Consider the following 16,378-nt stretch of genomic DNA (forward strand, 5'->3'; position numbering starts at 1 on the left):
ATGACAGACACCAAAAAGCCCCGATCGCTCACGCGTCGGGGCTTTTGTCTTTCAGCGCTGGGTATCAACGCTGAACGGTCGCTTCCTGCTGCTGGTCTTGCACCACACGAATCACCCGCTGCGGGAACGGGATGTCGATGTTGGCCGCACGCAGGCGATCGCGGATTTCGGCGTTGAAGCGGTTGGACACTTCACCGAAGTCGCCGGTCTTGGTCCAGACCCGCAGCGACACCGTGATCGAGCTGTCACCCAATGCGGCGACGACAGCTTGGGGGGCCGGATCATGCAACACGCGAGGGTCGTCGGCCATTTCCATCAACACACCCAGCGCCTGCTTGAGGTCGGCTTCGTAGTCGATGCCCACGTCGAAAGTGATCTTGCGGGTCGGCTGACGGTTGGTGTTGGTGATGATGCCGTTGGACAGGTTGCCGTTAGGCAGGATCACCGTCTTGTTATCGCCGGTGCGAATGATCGTGTGGAAGATTTGAATGCTGTCCACAGTACCCGCGACACCCTGCGCTTCGATCCAGTCGCCGATACGGAACGGACGGAACAGCAGGATCAGCACCCCGCCTGCGAAATTCGCCAGGCTGCCCTGTAGCGCCAGGCCGATGGCCAGACCAGCGGCACCAATAGCGGCCACGAACGAGGTGGTTTCGACCCCGATCATCGAGGCGACGCTGACGATCAGCAGGACCTTCAGAATGATGTTGCCCAGGCTGCTGATGAAGCCCTGCAACGCCAGGTCCACATGACGCAGCGCCAGCAGCGCGCCGACCTTGGAGGTGAGCCTGTTGATCAGCCACCACCCCACCAGCAACACGACGACGGCCAGCAGCACACGGCTGCCGTACTGCATGACCATGGGAATCCAGGCTTGGGAAGCCTTGACCAGATGATCCACCTGGCCGTTCAAATCCAGATCCATTGATTGCTCCTTGTGGGCATGAAACGAAAGACTGAGGCGACGGCACTTTCGGGCGGCGTCGCCTCACGTGACCTGCATTCGGACGCGCACAAACCTTTCAGGTTCCTGCGCGGCCGTAAAATGCACAGCCGGAGCTGAGGAAGGATCAGTCGCGGAAGTTGTTGAATTGCAGCGGCATGCCGAATTCGTGACCGCGCAGGGCCGCAATGGCTTCCTGCAGATCGTCACGTTTCTTGCCGGTCACACGCACCTGCTCGCCCTGAATGGAGGCTTGCACCTTGAGTTTGGCGTCCTTGATGTGAGCGACGATTTTCTTCGCCAACTCTTTGTCGATGCCTTCCTTGAGGGTGGCTTCCTGTTTCATCAGCTTGCCAGACGCGTAGGCATCCTTCACTTCCAGGCACTGCACGTCGATCTTGCGCTTGACGAGGGACAGTTTGAGGATCTGGATCATCGCCTCCAGTTGAAACTCGGCCTCGGCGGTCAGGTTCACGGTGAGTTCCTTTTCCTTGAACTCGAAACTGCCTTTGCCTTTGAGGTCGAAACGACGATCCAATTCCTTGATCGCGCCATCGACGGCATTCGTGACTTCGTGCTTATCCAGTTCGGACACTACGTCGAACGAGGGCATGTAGATTCTCCAATTGATACGGCGCGGCTCGACATGTTGAAGGAGCACGCCTGACTTGACGGTATGAAAGCCCGGTCATTATAACGAGACTTTTCCCACCTTCATGCGAGCTTGCGATGTCGTTTTGGTTTTTCCCCCTTCGACATTGCTCGTCCTGTGATGTGGAGGGTCTTCAAGGGACGCTCATCCCAAGTGCGCCACGCCTTTCCAGACCCGACAATATCTTCCTGTGGGAGTGAATTCATTCGCGAAAGAGGGCACAGACGACCAACATGCATCGGCTGTACACCCGCATCGCGAATGAATTCGCGCCCACAGGGTTCCGTTCAACGTTCACCCCAAGCGTTCGCTTATGCCCAGTGAGAGTGCTGTGAATTCGATCCCCTGGCACATCCTCGGCGCAGGCAGCCTCGGCAGCCTGTGGGCAACCCGACTGTTTCGCGCTGGCCAGCCGGTGCGCGTGATCCTTCGGGATGCAGCGCGTCTGGAGGCCTATCACGCCAAAGGTGGCCTGACACTGAGCGAACACGGCCAGCGCCAGCGGTTCGAGGTGCCTGCGCAAACACTGAGCGACCCGGAGCCCATCCACCGTCTGTTGGTGGCGTGCAAGGCCTACGACGCCAAACGCGCAGTGGCCAGTATTGCCGCCCGACTCGCGCCTGGCGCCGAAGTGCTCTTGCTGCAAAACGGTCTGGGCAGTCAGCAAGCAGTGGCCGATCTGCTGCCGAATGCGCGCTGCATCTTCATCTCCAGCACCGAAGGTGCCTTTCGTGATGAAGACTTCAGCGTGGTATTCGCCGGGCAAGGTTTCAACTGGCTCGGCGATGGTCGCTCAAGTGACGCGCCTGACTGGCTGGCAACGCTCGCGCACGCCGGGATTCAGGGCGAATGGACCCCGGATATCCTCCCGCGGCTGTGGCGCAAGTTGGCGCTCAATTGCGCCATCAATCCGTTGACCGTTTTGTATGACTGCCGGAACGGTGAGTTGCAGCATCACGCCAACGAGGTGAAGGGGCTGTGCGACGAGATGGTCGCGGTGTTGCAGCGCTGCGGTCAGTCGCAAGCGGCTGTGGGACTGCATGACGAAGTGAATCGCGTGATTACCGCCACCGCGGCCAATTATTCGTCGATGTATCAGGATGTCGCGCAGGGTCGGCGGACTGAGATCAGTTATTTGCTGGGATACGCGTGCAACGCTGCGATGCAGCACGGCATAGACGCTCCCCGGTTGAACGCCCTTCGCCAGCGACTGGTACGGCATTTGGCGTCCAGAGGTCTGCCGGGCGAGTGAGCCCCCATCTGTAGGAGCGAATTCATTCGCGAAAATCTGTCAGGCACCTGAGAGGTATCGCCTGAACCTCCCCTCCGCGAATGAATTCGCTCCCACAGGTTCGTCCATAGTTTGCGCTGCGGGTTTGCTCCTGCCCTGAACAGCGCTAACCTGCCTGTTCCTCATCTGTCAGTGACCCTGCCCCATGCCATTGCGCCAGCGCCTCGAAAACCTGCCGGTCGGCCAGAAGCTCCTGGCGGCCCTGCTGGTCTTGCTGACCACCGTTCTGCTGGTCGCCAACCTGACGTTCATCAGCGCGGCCTATTACATCTCTCAAGAGGCGATGGCACCCCAGGCCCTTCAGACGATTGGCCGATTGATCAGCAACCCCAGCCTGTCGGAACAGGCGCTCTCCTCGCCCTACAACGCCCAGGCGTTGCTCAAGGAGCTGAAAAACTACGGCCCGTTGCGCGCTGCAGCGGTGTACGACAGCTCGGGCACCCGCCTCTCGCAAGTGCAACAGGGCGACAAACTGCGTCTACCTGACCACTACCGCAACCTTGAAAGCTGGCGCATCACCGAGTTTCGCAACACACAGGTGATCCCGATCCCCAAACAGGGCCAGTCGCCGGGTCATTTGCTGCTGGTGGCGAGCAGTGAGCTGCCGACTGCGTTCTACACCGGCACCTTGACGGCCAGTCTCGGGATTTTGATCTTCAGTATTTTGCTGTGGGCGGGCGTGGCGCGGCAGATTCGCCGTTTCATCACCGAACCGATCTATCAACTCGAAGAGCTTTCGCGCCGCGTGACCCGCGAAGAGAACTACGCCTTGCGCGCCGGGCCCGGCAATCAGGATGAAATTGGCTCGCTGGCTGAAGCGTTCAACACCATGCTGTCGCGCATGGAGGCTCGGGAACAGCAGCTCAAGCGCGCCCGCGATGACTCTCAGGAAGCCTACGATCAAGCGCAAGGGCTGGCCGAAGAAACCCGCCACACCAACCGCAAGCTGGAACTGGAGGTCCAGGTTCGCAGCAAGATCGAGAAAAAACTCACCGGTTTTCAGAATTACCTGAACAGCATTATCGACTCCATGCCGTCGGCGCTCATTGCCCTGGACGAGCAGCTCTACGTCACGCAGTGGAACCAGGAAGCGGGCGCCCTCTCCGGCACGCCATTGGATGAGGCCCTCAACCAGCCGATTTTTCTGGCGTTCCCGCCAATGAAAGCGTTTTTGCCGCAGATCAAACAGACCGTCGAGCGCCACACCGTGACCAAGATCGAGCGCGTCACGTGGGTGAAAGGCGATCTCACCCGGCACTTCGCACTGACGTTCTACCCGCTGACCGGTGGGGCCGGGCGTGGCGCGGTGATCCGGATCGACGACATCACCCAGCGTCTGTCGCTGGAAGACATGATGGTGCAGTCAGAAAAAATGCTCTCGGTGGGCGGTCTGGCGGCGGGCATGGCCCACGAGATCAACAACCCCCTCGGCGCGATCATGCACAACGTGCAGAACATTCGTCGGCGACTGTCGCCGGAGTTGCCGAAGAACCTGGAGCAGGCCGAGCAGGAAGGCATCGAGCTGTCGGCGGTGAATCAGTACCTCGGCGCGCGGGAAGTGCCGCAGTTGCTCGACGGCATCCAGCAGGCTGGCGCGCGGGCGGCGAAGATTGTCAGCCACATGCTCAGTTTCAGCCGTCGCAGCAACCGGCAGATGGCGCCGTGCGACCTGCCCGCGCTGATCGATCAGGCCGTGGAAATCGCCAGCAACGACTTCGACCTGACCATCGGTTTCGACTTCAAGGGCCAGAACATTCTGCGTCAGTTCGACCCCAACCTCGGCCCCGTTCCGGGCACTGCCAACGAGCTGGAACAGGTGCTGCTTAATCTGCTGAAGAACGCCGCGCAGGCCATCCATCAGCGTGAACACGAAACCGAGCCCGGCCGCATCATTTTGCGCACTCGTCTGAATCCGCCATGGGCAGAGATTCAGGTGGAAGACAATGGCGTCGGCATGCCGGAGAGTGTGCGCAAGCGTATCTTCGAGCCGTTCTTCACCACGAAGGAAGTCGGCCAGGGCACAGGGCTGGGCCTCTCGGTGTCGTACTTCATCATCACCAACAATCACAAGGGCCAGATGGAGGTGCACTCCACCCTCGGCCAGGGCACCTGTTTCACGCTGCGCCTGCCGCTGGTGGGCAACCCGATGAACGTGCCCGCCCCACAGATCATTGGTCAGAACGACCGGGAGTAAGACCATGGGATTTCGCTTGTCGAAGATTTACACACGCACCGGCGACAAGGGCGAAACCGGCCTGGGTGACGGCCGTCGGGTGCCAAAGGATCACCCGCGCATCGAGGCCATTGGCGAGGTTGACACGCTGAACAGCCAACTCGGCCTGTTGCTGGCGGGCCTTGAAGGTGTGGTCCCTGCGGTACCTGAGATGCAGGGCATCGTCGACGTATTGGCGCCGTGTCAGCACCGTTTGTTTGACCTTGGGGGCGAGCTGGCGATGCCGGAATACCAAGCCTTGAATGCGGCGGAGGTCGAGCGGCTGGAAACAGCGATCGATCAGTGGAACGAGGAAGTGGGGCCGCTGGAAAATTTCATTCTGCCGGGTGGGTCCGCGTTGATCGCTCAGGCCCATGTGTGCAGAAGCCTGGCCCGCAGTGCCGAGCGCCGTTGTCAGCACTTGAACGCTGTCGAACCGCTGGCCGGGGTGGGATTGGCGTACATCAATCGGTTGTCGGATTTACTCTTCGTCGCGGCGCGGATCATTGCGAAACGTCAGGGGGTGGCAGAGATTTTGTGGCAGGCGGCGAAGAAACCGGAGTGATCACAGAATCCGTAGGAGCGTGGCTTGTCCCGCGATCGGCGGGGAACCCGCCGCAAACACTGCCAATTTGATTCATTTGACGCACCGCATTTACCGAATGGCTGCCGGTTCCCGGCAGATCGCGGGACAAGCCACGCTCCTACAGGGGATTGTGTTCAGACTGTAGGCCAGAATGCCCGAATCCCTGCCACACCCTGCGCACCGTGTTCCCACGCCTGTTGACGCTCTGCCGGACCGACACCACCCAGCAGATAAACCGGTTTGCTGAACCCCTCAATCAAGGCCCGCGCCTGTTCCCAACCCAAAGGCTGGGCGTCGGGGTGGGTTTGCGTGGGCTGCACGGGCGACAGGGTGACGAAATCCACGCCCATCTGTTCGGCCAGGGACAGCTCTTCAGCGTTGTGGCACGACGCCGCCAACCAGCGCTCTTCCGGGAACGGGCGGCCCTTGCTGGCGTATTTACGCAGTTGTTCGCTGGTCAGATGCCAACCTGCGGCGGGAAAGTCGCCCAGCCACTCCAGCGGGCCTTTGAGCATCAATTGCGCCTTGCCCGCGCACAGCCCGACCGCGTCCACCGCGACATCGCGGTATTTGGGGTCGTAACCGTTCGGAGCGCGCAGTTGAATCAGCTTGATGCCGTCTGCAATCGCCTTTTGCATGCCTTTCAGCAGTTGGGGCGTTTCCAGTGCGTCCGGCGTGATCAGGTATTCGCCTGGCAACCGGGCGGCAGCGACGATCGGCTGATTCGCGGCAGGGAATTCGTAACTGGCCAGCTCCCGATTCGACACCCAGGCCAATGGCTGGCCTTCGGCGCCGTGGGGCTCGCCCGTGAACGACGAGACTTCCCAGACGTCCAGCAACACCTGTTTGTCCGGGTAGTCGTGTTTGATCTTGATCAGTGGCCGCGCCTTGGCGACCACGATGCCTAGTTCTTCTTTCAACTCACGAGACAAAGCCGCTTCGACGGTTTCGTCAGGCTCGACCTTGCCACCGGGAAACTCCCACAAGCCGCCCTGGTGCTGCTTGTCAGCGCGCCGGGCAATGAGAATCTTGCCGTCGGTGCCGCGAATGACCGCGGCGGCTACATGGATGCGTTTCACGTTAAAGCTTCCTCTAAAACCTGACGGTGCGGACGTGAGCCGGGCACTTCTGCCAAATACGCACACGAATCACTGTGGGAGCGAATTCATTCGCGAAACGACTTAACAACCGATACATCTCTGGCGCCTGATACATCATTCGCGAATGAATTCGCTCCCACAGACTGAGAACAGCGTCGTACAGAAAAACTGCGTACGACGCGATTCTCTCAATCAGGTGCGGTATTCCGCGTTGATCTTCACGTATTCGTGGGACAGGTCGGTGGTCCAGATGGTTTCGCTGCAATCACCACGGCCCAGCTCGATGCGGATGGTGATTTCCTCCTCGGCCATCACCGCCGAGCCTTGCTCTTCGGTGTAGGTCGTGGCACGAGCGCCCTGGCTGGCGATGCACACGCCGCTGAGGAACACGTCAATCTTGCTCACGTCCAGATTCGGCACACCCGCACGGCCCACGGCGGCCAGGATGCGGCCCCAGTTCGGGTCGGAAGCGAACAGCGCGGTCTTGATCAGCGGCGAGTGGGCGACGGTATAGCCGACGTCCAGGCACTCTTGTTGGTTGCCGCCGCCGTTGACTTCGACGGTCACGAACTTGGTCGCGCCTTCACCGTCACGCACGATGGCCTGAGCGACGTCCATGCAGACTTCGAACACGGCTTTTTTCAACGCGTCGAACAGCGGGCCTTTGGCTTCGGTGACTTCGGGCAGGTTGGCCTGACCGGTGGCGATCAGCATGCAGCAGTCGTTAGTCGAGGTGTCGCCGTCGATGGTGATGCGGTTGAACGACTTGTTCGCGCCGTCACGGACCAGGTCCTGCAGCACGCTTTGCGACACTTTGGCGTCGGTGGCGATGTAGCCCAGCATCGTCGCCATGTTCGGACGAATCATGCCCGCGCCCTTGCTGATGCCGGTCACGGTGACGGTCACGCCGTCGATCTGGAACTGGCGGCTGGCGCCTTTTGGCAGGGTGTCGGTGGTCATGATGCCGGTGGCCGCAGCCGCCCAGTTATCCACAGACAGGTCGTCCAGCGCGGCTTGCAGTGCGCCTTCGATTTTCTCAACAGGCAGCGGCTCGCCGATCACGCCGGTCGAGAACGGCAGCACAGCACTGGCATCGACGCCTGTGATCTCGGCCAGCTTGGCGGTGGTGCGTTCCGAAGCGCGCAGACCCGGCTCACCGGTGCCCGCGTTGGCGTTGCCGGTGTTGGTCAGCAGGTAGCGCACGGCGCCGCCCACACGTTGTTTGGACAGGATCACCGGCGCGGCGCAAAACGCGTTCAGGGTGAAGACGCCTGCCACGCTGGAGCCTTCGGCGCAGCGCATGACCACGATGTCTTTGCGCCCCGGGCGCTTGATGCCGGCAGAGGAAATGCCCAGTTCGAAACCGGGCACCGGGTGCAGCGTCGGCAGAGGACCAAGACCAACAGCCATGAAATGCGCTCCTTGAAAAAAAAGTAGTCATGCCGCCCCCGGTGTTCCGGCGCGGCGCAATCGATTGAAAAACGCCGCGACGGCTGAGCCGGTCGCGGCGTGGTATTACGTGAAAGCTACAGCCAGGCCGTTACTTAGTTAATCTGGCCGTGGCAATGCTTGAACTTCTTGCCTGAACCGCACCAGCACAGCTCGTTGCGACCGAGTTTCTGATCATTGCGAACCGGCGACAGCGCGGCAGCGGCGACAGCAACGTCGTCACCCTCTTCGCCCACCAGTGCGATTGGCTGATCCAGACCCGGTGCTTCGGCGTGCTGGAATTGCATGCGCTGGGCCAGTTCTTCGGCTTCGCGACGCAGGCGCGCCTCTTCCTCGGCCGGGTCTTCGCGGCGAACCTGGACGTGAGACAGCACACGAATGGTGTCGCGCTTGATCGAATCCAGCAGTTCCTGGAACAGGGTGAAGGACTCGCGCTTGTACTCCTGTTTCGGGTTCTTCTGAGCGTAGCCGCGCAGGTGGATACCGTGACGCAGGTGATCCATGGTCGACAGGTGGTCTTTCCACAGGTCGTCCAGTACGCGCAGCAGAATCTGCTTCTCGAAGGTGCGCAGGGCTTCGGCGCTCGCCTGGTCTTCCTTCTCGGTGTAAGCCGACATGATGGCTTCCAGCAGTTTCGGACGCAGGTTTTCTTCGTGCAGGTGATCGTCTTCGTCCAGCCACTGCTGAATCGGCAGTTTCACGCCGAAATCGCTGTTCAGCGCGGCTTCCAGACCGGCGACGTCCCACTGCTCTGGCAGGGATTGCGGCGGAATGTGCGCGCTGATGGTGGCGTCGAGGACTTCTTCGCGGAACTCGGCAATGGTGTCACCAATGTTCACCGCAGCCAGCAGGCTGTTGCGCATGTGGTAGATCACTTTCCGCTGTTCGTTGGAAACGTCGTCGAATTCAAGCAGTTGCTTACGAATGTCGAAGTTGCGGCCTTCGACCTTGCGTTGTGCTTTCTCGATGGCGTTGGTCACCATGCGGTGCTCGATCGCCTCGCCGGACTGCATGCCCAGCGCCTTCATGAAGTTCTTCACCCGGTCAGAGGCGAAGATGCGCATCAGGCTGTCTTCCAGCGACAGGTAGAAACGGCTCGAACCGGTGTCGCCCTGACGACCGGCGCGACCGCGCAGCTGGTTGTCGATACGGCGGGACTCGTGACGCTCGGACGCGATCACGTGCAGACCGCCCGCCTGAATCACTTGTTGATGGCGCTTCTGCCAGTCGGCCTTGATCTGCGCGACTTGCTCAGGGGTCGGGTCTTCCAGGCTGGCGACTTCAACTTCCCAGTTACCGCCCAACAGGATGTCGGTACCACGGCCGGCCATGTTGGTGGCGATGGTCAGGGCCCCCGGACGACCGGCCTGCGCGATGATTTCTGCTTCTTTTTCGTGGAACTTGGCGTTCAGGACCTTGTGATCGATGCCTTCTTTCTTGAGCAGGTTGGACATGTGCTCAGAAGTTTCGATGGTCGCTGTACCTACCAGCACCGGACGCTGTTCGGCCAGACAGGCCTTGATGTCGGTGATGATCGCCTGGTATTTCTCCTCGGCGGTCAGGTACACCAGGTCGTTGAAGTCTTTACGCGCCAACGGCTTGTTCGGCGGAATGACCATCACGGCCAGGGCGTAGATCTGGTGGAATTCGAACGCTTCGGTGTCGGCTGTACCGGTCATGCCGGACAGTTTGTTGTACAGACGGAAGTAGTTCTGGAACGTGGTCGAGGCCAGGGTCTGGCTTTCGGCCTGAATGTTCAGGTGCTCTTTGGCTTCGATGGCCTGGTGCAGACCTTCCGACAGACGACGACCCGGCATGGTACGACCGGTGTGTTCATCGACCAGCAGAATGCCGCCGTCCTGAACGATGTATTCGACGTTGCGATGGAACAGTTTGTGCGCACGCAGACCGGCGTAAACGTGGGTCAGCAGGCCCAGGTTGTGCGCCGAGTACAGGCTCTCGCCTTCAGCCAGCAGGCCGACTTCGGTGAGCATTTCTTCGATGAACTGGTGACCGGACTCGTTCAACTCCACCTGACGGGATTTCTCGTCGATGGTGTAGTGGCCCTGCTTGGTCACCACGCCTTCCACTTCCTCGATGTGTTGTTCGAGTTTAGGGATCAGCTTGTTGATTTCGGTGTAGAGCTTGGAGCTGTCTTCGGCCTGGCCGGAGATGATCAGCGGGGTACGGGCTTCGTCGATGAGGATCGAGTCCACTTCGTCGATCACGGCGAAATTCAGCTCGCGCTGGAATTTGTCTTCCAGGCTGAACGCCATGTTGTCGCGCAGGTAGTCGAAGCCGAATTCGTTGTTGGTGCCGTAGGTGATGTCGGAACCATACGCAGCACGCTTCTCTTCAGGCGGCTGGAAAGGCGTCACGACACCTACGGTCAGACCGAGGAATTCGTACAACGGACGCATCCAGTTGGCGTCCCGACGGGCCAGGTAGTCGTTGACGGTGACAACGTGCACGCCCTTGCTGGACAGCGCATTGAGGTACACCGCCAGTGTCGCCACCAGGGTTTTACCTTCACCGGTACGCATCTCGGCGATCATGCCTTCGTGCAGCGTCATGCCGCCGAGCAATTGAACGTCGAAGTGACGCATCCCCATGACGCGTTTACCGGCTTCGCGGCAGACCGCAAAGGCTTCAGGCAGGAGCTTATCGAGGGTCTCACCTTTGGCGAAGCGGGCCTTGAATTCTTCGGTCTTGGCGCGCAGTTGCTCGTCCGAAAGGGCCACCATTTGCTCTTCGAAGCTGTTAACGGACTGGACCGTCTTGAGCAGGCGCTTCACTTCGCGCTCGTTTTTGCTTCCGAAAAGTTTTTTTAACAAAGGTGCAAACATATCGACAGGATCTTCCACACATAGGGATGGAGGGCGGCCCCGTGAGTCGCCCGTGCAGCCCTCATGGCCGCATGCGAACGAGCATTCTACCCGGAAATGGTGGTGAGGAAAGTGGCGTTATTCCACGATGCTGGCACAGCAATGTTACGGGGCAGAAGTACAATAGGGGCATTTCTTCGGACTTCAACCCGTGCCGGGCAGAAGTTTGATTAATGTTTCTTCACGAATCGGCCAATAGAATAAGGGTGTGATCGGCACTTACAGGGCCTGCGACTGCTTTCTGATAACATCACGGACTTGTAACCACAGGCGACTTTCATGGCCTTTCGTCCCTTGCAGGCTCGCGCTCCGGCTGTGCTTTTGCGCGAAGCCAGACCGCTCAAAGCCATTTTTAATCATGCCCAGCGATTGGCCCATTTGCAGCGTTTGCTGGAAAGCCAGTTGCAACCCGCTGCGCGCGAGCATTGCCACGTGGCGTCGTGGCGAGAAGGGACATTGCTGCTGGTGGTCACGGACGGTCACTGGGCGACGCGGTTGCGGTATCAACAGAAGCGGCTGCAACGGCAATTGGTGGTCTTCAAGGAATTCGCCAACCTCACGCGATTGCAGTTGAAAGTGCAGCCCGCGACGATCCATCGGGCACCGGTCGGGCCTTCACGGGATTTGTCGGTGGCCGCCGCAGATGCGATCAATGAAACGGCTGAGGGAATCAGCGATCCGAAACTGAAAGCGGCGCTCGAACGATTGGCGGCGCATGCCCGGCCTAAGGATTCGGTTTAATCGCCCCGGACCTGACGGTCCCCAAAAAGCCATAAAAAAAGGCCACCTGATCAGGTGGCCTTAAATATTAAAACTGAGAAGAAGAGACTGTTACACCGCCGCTACAGGGCGCATGTACGAGATCGGTGCGGTACTGGCATCAGCAAAGGTCACCACTTCCCACGCGTCTTCCTGCGCGATCAACGCACGCAGCAGACGATTGTTCAGACCGTGGCCAGATTTGAAGCCCTGGTACTCGCCGATCAAACTGTTGCCCAGCAGATACAGGTCACCGATGGCATCCAGGATCTTGTGTTTGACGAACTCGTCCTCATACCGCAGGCCGTCTTCGTTCAACACGCCGTCCTTGTCCACGACGATCGCGTTTTCAACGCTCCCGCCCAGCGCAAGGTTGTGTTTGCGCAGGTACTCGATGTCTTTCATGAAACCGAAAGTACGCGCACGGCTCACTTCTTTTACGAACGAAGTGCTGGAAAAGTCGACGCTCGCCGTCTGTGTCCGGTTCTTCAGGTACGGGTGATCGAAATCGATTTCGAAGCTCACCTTGAAACCTTCGAACGGCACGAACTTGGCGGATTTGCCGTCTTCCTCTACGCAGACTTCTTTCAGAATGCGTATGAATTTCTTCGGTGCGTCCTGTTCTTCCAGGCCAGCTGACTGGATCAGGAATACGAAGGGACCTGCGCTGCCGTCCATGATTGGAACTTCGGAGGCAGAGAGTTCAACGTAGGCGTTATCGATGCCGAGGCCGGCCATGGCCGACAGCAAGTGCTCGACCGTATCGACCTTCACGTCGCCATTGAACAGCGTTGTGGAAAGCGTGGTGTCGCCCACATTCAGCGCGTGTGCGTTGATCTGGACAACCGGCTCGAGGTCGGTACGGAAAAACACAATGCCAGCGTTCACAGGTGCAGGTTTGAGGGTCAGGTAAACCTTTTCCCCCGAGTGCAGGCCGATACCTGTGGCACGGATAATATTCTTCAGGGTGCGTTGTTTAATCATGGCATTGGCCGCTTCAGCGCATATCGCGAATTAGTATCAACAAAGGCTGGCGATGATAGCAGACCTCGCCTTTGCTGAACACCAATCACCCTTATACCCCTGATAGAACTCATCAATCAGCCTGACGACGCAGGAACGCTGGAATGTCCAGGTAATCCAGATCGTCTTGCGGATTCATTTTTGCCGCAGCGGTGGCGCCCGCGTGAGCCTGATTGCGCATCACGGTAGGACGGTCCAGATCGCGGTAATTCACCGAAGGCTGCTCCTGGCGGACGGCTTGTTGCTGCACAGGTGCGGCTTGAGCGGTCTGCATGGTGTTGTCGATGACCTTCACAGGCTTCTCGATTTTTGCACCCAGGCCAGTGGCAACCACGGTCACGTGCAGCTCGTCGCGCATGTCCGGATCGATAACGGTACCGACCTTGACCATGGCGTGCTCGGAGGCGAACGCTTCGATGATGCTACCCACGTCGGAGTACTCACCCAGAGACAGGTCAGGACCGGCGGTGATGTTGACCAGAATGCCGCGGGCACCCTGTAGGTTCACGTCTTCGAGCAGCGGGTTGCGAATGGCTGCTTCGGTGGCTTCACGTGCACGGTTCGGACCGCTGGCAGCGCCGGTGCCCATCATCGCCATGCCCATCTCGGACATCACGGTGCGTACGTCGGCGAAATCGACGTTGATCATGCCTGGACGCTTGATGATGTCGGAGATACCGCGAACGGCACCGGCCAGTACATCGTCTGCCTTGGCGAAAGCCGACAAGAGGCTGGCGTCTTTACCCAGGATGGTCAGCAGCTTCTCGTTGGGAATGGTGATCAACGAGTCGACGCTTTCGGACAGCGCGCGTATGCCTTCATCGGCGATCTGCATGCGCTTGCGGCCTTCGAACGGGAACGGACGGGTCACGACCGCAACGGTCAGGATGCCCATTTCCTTGGCCACTTCGGCGATGATCGGGGCTGCACCGGTACCGGTACCGCCACCCATGCCGGTGGTGATGAAGACCATGTTGGTGCCCTGCAGAACTTCCGCAATGCGCTCACGATCTTCCAGTGCCGCCTGACGACCGACTTCAGGATTGGCACCTGCACCCAGGCCCTTGGTCACACCGGTACCCAGTTGCAGAATGGTACGTGCGCCAATGTTCTTCAGTGCTTGAGCATCGGTGTTGGCGCAGATGAACTCGACGCCTTCGATGTTGCTCTTGACCATGTGATTGACCGCGTTGCCGCCGCCGCCACCAACGCCGATAACTTTAATTACCGGGCTTTGTGGGATGTTGTCTACGAGCTCGAACATGTTCCCTCTCCTTCAGTTCTCTAGTTTTATGTCGCCTGTTGCCTGCCTACCACTTTTTGAATCTTAGAAATTCCCCTGGACCCAGCGCTTGAGACGCTCAAACACGGGTGCCTTAGGTTCATCGCTATAACTGCTACCGGAATTGGAAAGGCCTGACAGCGAGATCCCGTCGGACTGCTTTTGCAGTCCGTACAGCAGCAAGCCAACACCGGTGGAGTAAATCGGGTTGCGAACGACGTCCGCCAGACCCTTGATGCTGTGCGGCACGCCGAGGCGCACCGGCATGTGGAAGATTTCCTCGGCCAGTTCGACCGCGCCTTCCATTTTCGAGGTACCGCCGGTCAGCACGATGCCGGCCGGAATCAGGTCTTCGTAGCCACTGCGGCGCAGTTCGGCCTGAATCAGGGTGAACAGCTCGTCGTAGCGAGGCTCGACCACTTCGGCCAGCGCCTGACGGGACAGTTCGCGAGGTGGACGGTCGCCCACGCTCGGCACTTTGATGGTTTCACCGGCGCCGGCCAGTTTGGCCAGGGCGCAGGCGTAACGGATCTTGATCTCTTCGGCGTACTGCGTCGGGGTGCGCAGGGCCATGGCGATGTCATTGGTGACTTGATCGCCCGCAATCGGGATCACGGCGGTGTGACGGATCGCGCCTTCGGTGAAGATTGCGATGTCAGTGGTGCCGCCGCCGATGTCGACCAGGCACACGCCCAGCTCTTTCTCGTCGTCGGTCAGCACCGAGTACGCCGAGGCCAACTGCTCAAGGATGATGTCGTCGACTTCGAGACCGCAGCGACGCACGCACTTCTCAATGTTCTGAGCGGCGTTCACGGCGCAGGTCACGACGTGCACCTTGGCTTCCAGACGTACGCCCGACATGCCCAGCGGCTCACGAACGCCTTCCTGGTTATCGATCACGTAATCCTGCGGCAGGGTGTGCAGGACGCGCTGGTCCGCCGGGATCGCCACCGCCTGAGCGGCGTCAAGGACGCGCTCCAGGTCAGCCGAACTCACTTCGCGGTCGCGAATCGCCACGATGCCGTGGGAATTCAGGCTGCGAATGTGGTTGCCCGCGACACCGACGAACGCCGAGTGAATGCGGCAACCCGCCATCAGCTGCGCTTCCTCCACTGCGCGCTGAATCGACTGCACGGTCGACTCGATGTTCACCACCACGCCCTTCTTAAGGCCGCGTGAAGGGTGGGTGCCGATACCGACGATTTCCAGCGTGCCATCAGCCGCGACTTCGCCTACCAGCGCCACCACCTTGGAGGTGCCGATATCCAATCCGACGATCATTTTGCCGCTTTGCACGTTTGCCATGGGTCCTGCCTCTTATCAATTCTTCGCGACGGCGGGTTTGTCCGTCGTTGGCGCTGGCGCCTGCTCACGCCACCCAACGGCCAGGCCGTTGTTGTAACGCAGGTCTACTCGCGCAATGTTCGTGATCTGTTCTTTCAGCGTTTTTTCGTAGATGGCGATAAAGCGACGCATCTTCTCAACCAGGTTGCCTCGTCCCAGCAGCAGTTCCAGGCCGGGACCTGCATTGCCTGCGCCGGTGGTCAGGAACCAACTGCCTCGTTCGCGCAATTCCAGGCGAGCGATGGAGAAGCCCAGCGGGCGCAACATCTGGCTCAGCACCTGGTACTGCTGCATCACCTGCTGTTGAGCCCGTTGAGGCCCGAACAACTGCGGAAGGTGTTCGTAGTTGGCCAGCTCACGCGGGGTGAACGCCTGGCCCTGGTTGTTCAGCAGGGCCGAATCGCCCCAGCGCGCAACCGGCAATTGTTCTTCCAGGCGAATCACCACCTGATCCGGCCACACACGACGCACTTCGGCGTGAGCGATCCAGGGCATCTGTTCCAGCTCGGTACGCATCCCGGCCAGGTCGATGTTGAAGAAACTGGTGGCCACGTAAGGCGCGATGCGCTGCTGAACGGCTTGCTGGCTGATGTAGCTCAGGTCGCCCTGAACGTTGATCCGCGAGATCGGCCGGTCGGCGTACGGCAATAGACGCTGCGCTGCTTCGTAAGTGCCGAAACCCAGCACCACCAGCAGGACGGGCCACATCAGGCCGCGCAGAAAACCGAAATTCGGCTTCGGCATGCGCGCCGACAGAGGCTCCTTGGCCACCATCCGGCTGGCACCGCGCGGCACCGGCTTGCGGCCAGGAGTGGATTGCTGATGACGTACCGTTGCGCCGAGCATGAC

13 protein-coding genes are annotated in these 16,378 nt (G+C 59.8%); 4 read left to right on the forward strand and 9 right to left on the reverse strand.

Features of this window, described 5'->3' with window-relative positions:
* Nucleotides 1-64: 64 nt before the first annotated feature.
* Both ACWKWE_RS09230 and ACWKWE_RS09235 read right to left on the reverse strand, forming a co-directional pair.
* A complete protein-coding gene (locus ACWKWE_RS09230; RefSeq protein WP_483850475.1) occupies nt 65-922 on the reverse strand; it encodes a mechanosensitive ion channel family protein in 858 nt (285 codons plus the stop codon).
* Between the two features lie 151 nt (nt 923-1,073).
* Entirely contained in the window at nt 1,074-1,559 is a 486-nt protein-coding gene (locus ACWKWE_RS09235) for a YajQ family cyclic di-GMP-binding protein (protein WP_483850329.1), read from the reverse strand.
* A gap of 379 nt (nt 1,560-1,938) precedes the next feature.
* Here ACWKWE_RS09235 and ACWKWE_RS09240 point away from each other — a divergent pair, with 379 nt between their 5' ends.
* The 3 genes from ACWKWE_RS09240 to ACWKWE_RS09250 all read left to right on the forward strand — a co-directional run bounded on the left by ACWKWE_RS09240 (nt 1,939) and on the right by ACWKWE_RS09250 (nt 5,666).
* A complete protein-coding gene (locus ACWKWE_RS09240) occupies nt 1,939-2,850 on the forward strand; it encodes a putative 2-dehydropantoate 2-reductase (protein WP_483850476.1) in 912 nt (303 codons plus the stop codon).
* Nucleotides 2,851-3,034: 184 nt separating this feature from the next.
* Nucleotides 3,035-5,083 carry a sensor histidine kinase gene (locus tag ACWKWE_RS09245; protein WP_166596493.1) on the forward strand — a complete coding sequence of 683 codons (2,049 nt, stop codon included), beginning with the start codon at nt 3,035-3,037 and terminating at the stop codon, nt 5,081-5,083.
* Nucleotides 5,084-5,087: 4 nt separating this feature from the next.
* Entirely contained in the window at nt 5,088-5,666 is a 579-nt protein-coding gene (locus ACWKWE_RS09250; RefSeq protein ID WP_483850330.1) for a cob(I)yrinic acid a,c-diamide adenosyltransferase, read from the forward strand.
* Between the two features lie 155 nt (nt 5,667-5,821).
* Here ACWKWE_RS09250 and ACWKWE_RS09255 read toward each other — a convergent pair whose 3' ends face one another.
* From ACWKWE_RS09255 to secA, 3 genes are all read right to left on the reverse strand, one after another.
* A complete protein-coding gene (locus ACWKWE_RS09255) occupies nt 5,822-6,766 on the reverse strand; it encodes a Nudix family hydrolase (protein ID WP_483850331.1) in 945 nt (314 codons plus the stop codon).
* A gap of 213 nt (nt 6,767-6,979) precedes the next feature.
* A complete protein-coding gene (argJ, locus tag ACWKWE_RS09260; protein ID WP_483850332.1) occupies nt 6,980-8,197 on the reverse strand; it encodes a bifunctional glutamate N-acetyltransferase/amino-acid acetyltransferase ArgJ in 1,218 nt (405 codons plus the stop codon).
* A gap of 134 nt (nt 8,198-8,331) precedes the next feature.
* Nucleotides 8,332-11,082, reverse strand: a complete 2,751-nt coding sequence (gene secA, locus ACWKWE_RS09265) for a preprotein translocase subunit SecA (RefSeq protein ID WP_341962323.1) — start codon at nt 11,080-11,082, stop codon at nt 8,332-8,334.
* 318 nt (nt 11,083-11,400) lie between these two features.
* Between secA and ACWKWE_RS09270 the strand changes: the two genes are divergently transcribed.
* On the forward strand, nt 11,401-11,862 hold the full coding sequence (locus ACWKWE_RS09270; RefSeq protein WP_166596488.1) for a DUF721 domain-containing protein: 462 nt from the start codon (nt 11,401-11,403) through the stop codon (nt 11,860-11,862).
* A 90-nt stretch (nt 11,863-11,952) separates the two neighbouring features.
* Here the strand turns inward: ACWKWE_RS09270 and lpxC are convergent, their stop codons facing one another.
* From lpxC to ACWKWE_RS09290, 4 genes are all read right to left on the reverse strand, one after another.
* Nucleotides 11,953-12,864 (reverse strand): UDP-3-O-acyl-N-acetylglucosamine deacetylase, encoded by a 912-nt coding sequence (lpxC, locus tag ACWKWE_RS09275; RefSeq protein WP_483850333.1) that lies wholly within the window; start codon nt 12,862-12,864, stop codon nt 11,953-11,955.
* A gap of 112 nt (nt 12,865-12,976) precedes the next feature.
* Nucleotides 12,977-14,167 carry a cell division protein FtsZ gene (gene ftsZ / locus ACWKWE_RS09280; RefSeq protein ID WP_062384185.1) on the reverse strand — a complete coding sequence of 397 codons (1,191 nt, stop codon included), beginning with the start codon at nt 14,165-14,167 and terminating at the stop codon, nt 12,977-12,979.
* 63 nt (nt 14,168-14,230) lie between these two features.
* The gene (ftsA, locus tag ACWKWE_RS09285; protein ID WP_166596486.1) at nt 14,231-15,490 is read right to left on the reverse strand and encodes a cell division protein FtsA; all 1,260 of its coding nucleotides are present in this window, start codon (nt 15,488-15,490) and stop codon (nt 14,231-14,233) included.
* A 15-nt stretch (nt 15,491-15,505) separates the two neighbouring features.
* Nucleotides 15,506-16,375: a cell division protein FtsQ/DivIB gene (locus ACWKWE_RS09290; RefSeq protein WP_166596485.1), complete on the reverse strand. Its 870-nt coding sequence runs from the start codon at nt 16,373-16,375 to the stop codon at nt 15,506-15,508.
* Between the last annotated feature and the right edge of the window lie 3 nt (nt 16,376-16,378).

The organism is Pseudomonas salicis (genome assembly GCF_057128705.1).

Excerpts from the sequence above, each read along its gene's own strand:
- ACWKWE_RS09245 (WP_166596493.1), top strand. The coding sequence starts at position 3,035 with ATGCCATTGCGCCAGCGCCTCGAAAACCTGCCGGTCGGCCAGAAGCTC.
- ftsA (WP_166596486.1), bottom strand. The coding sequence starts at position 15,490 with ATGGCAAACGTGCAAAGCGGCAAAATGATCGTCGGATTGGATATCGGC.
- ACWKWE_RS09235 (WP_483850329.1), bottom strand. The coding sequence starts at position 1,559 with ATGCCCTCGTTCGACGTAGTGTCCGAACTGGATAAGCACGAAGTCACG.
- ftsZ (WP_062384185.1), bottom strand. The coding sequence starts at position 14,167 with ATGTTCGAGCTCGTAGACAACATCCCACAAAGCCCGGTAATTAAAGTT.
- ACWKWE_RS09270 (WP_166596488.1), top strand. The coding sequence starts at position 11,401 with ATGGCCTTTCGTCCCTTGCAGGCTCGCGCTCCGGCTGTGCTTTTGCGC.
- lpxC (WP_483850333.1), bottom strand. The coding sequence starts at position 12,864 with ATGATTAAACAACGCACCCTGAAGAATATTATCCGTGCCACAGGTATC.
- ACWKWE_RS09290 (WP_166596485.1), bottom strand. The coding sequence starts at position 16,375 with ATGCTCGGCGCAACGGTACGTCATCAGCAATCCACTCCTGGCCGCAAG.
- ACWKWE_RS09250 (WP_483850330.1), top strand. The coding sequence starts at position 5,088 with ATGGGATTTCGCTTGTCGAAGATTTACACACGCACCGGCGACAAGGGC.
- argJ (WP_483850332.1), bottom strand. The coding sequence starts at position 8,197 with ATGGCTGTTGGTCTTGGTCCTCTGCCGACGCTGCACCCGGTGCCCGGT.
- secA (WP_341962323.1), bottom strand. The coding sequence starts at position 11,082 with ATGTTTGCACCTTTGTTAAAAAAACTTTTCGGAAGCAAAAACGAGCGC.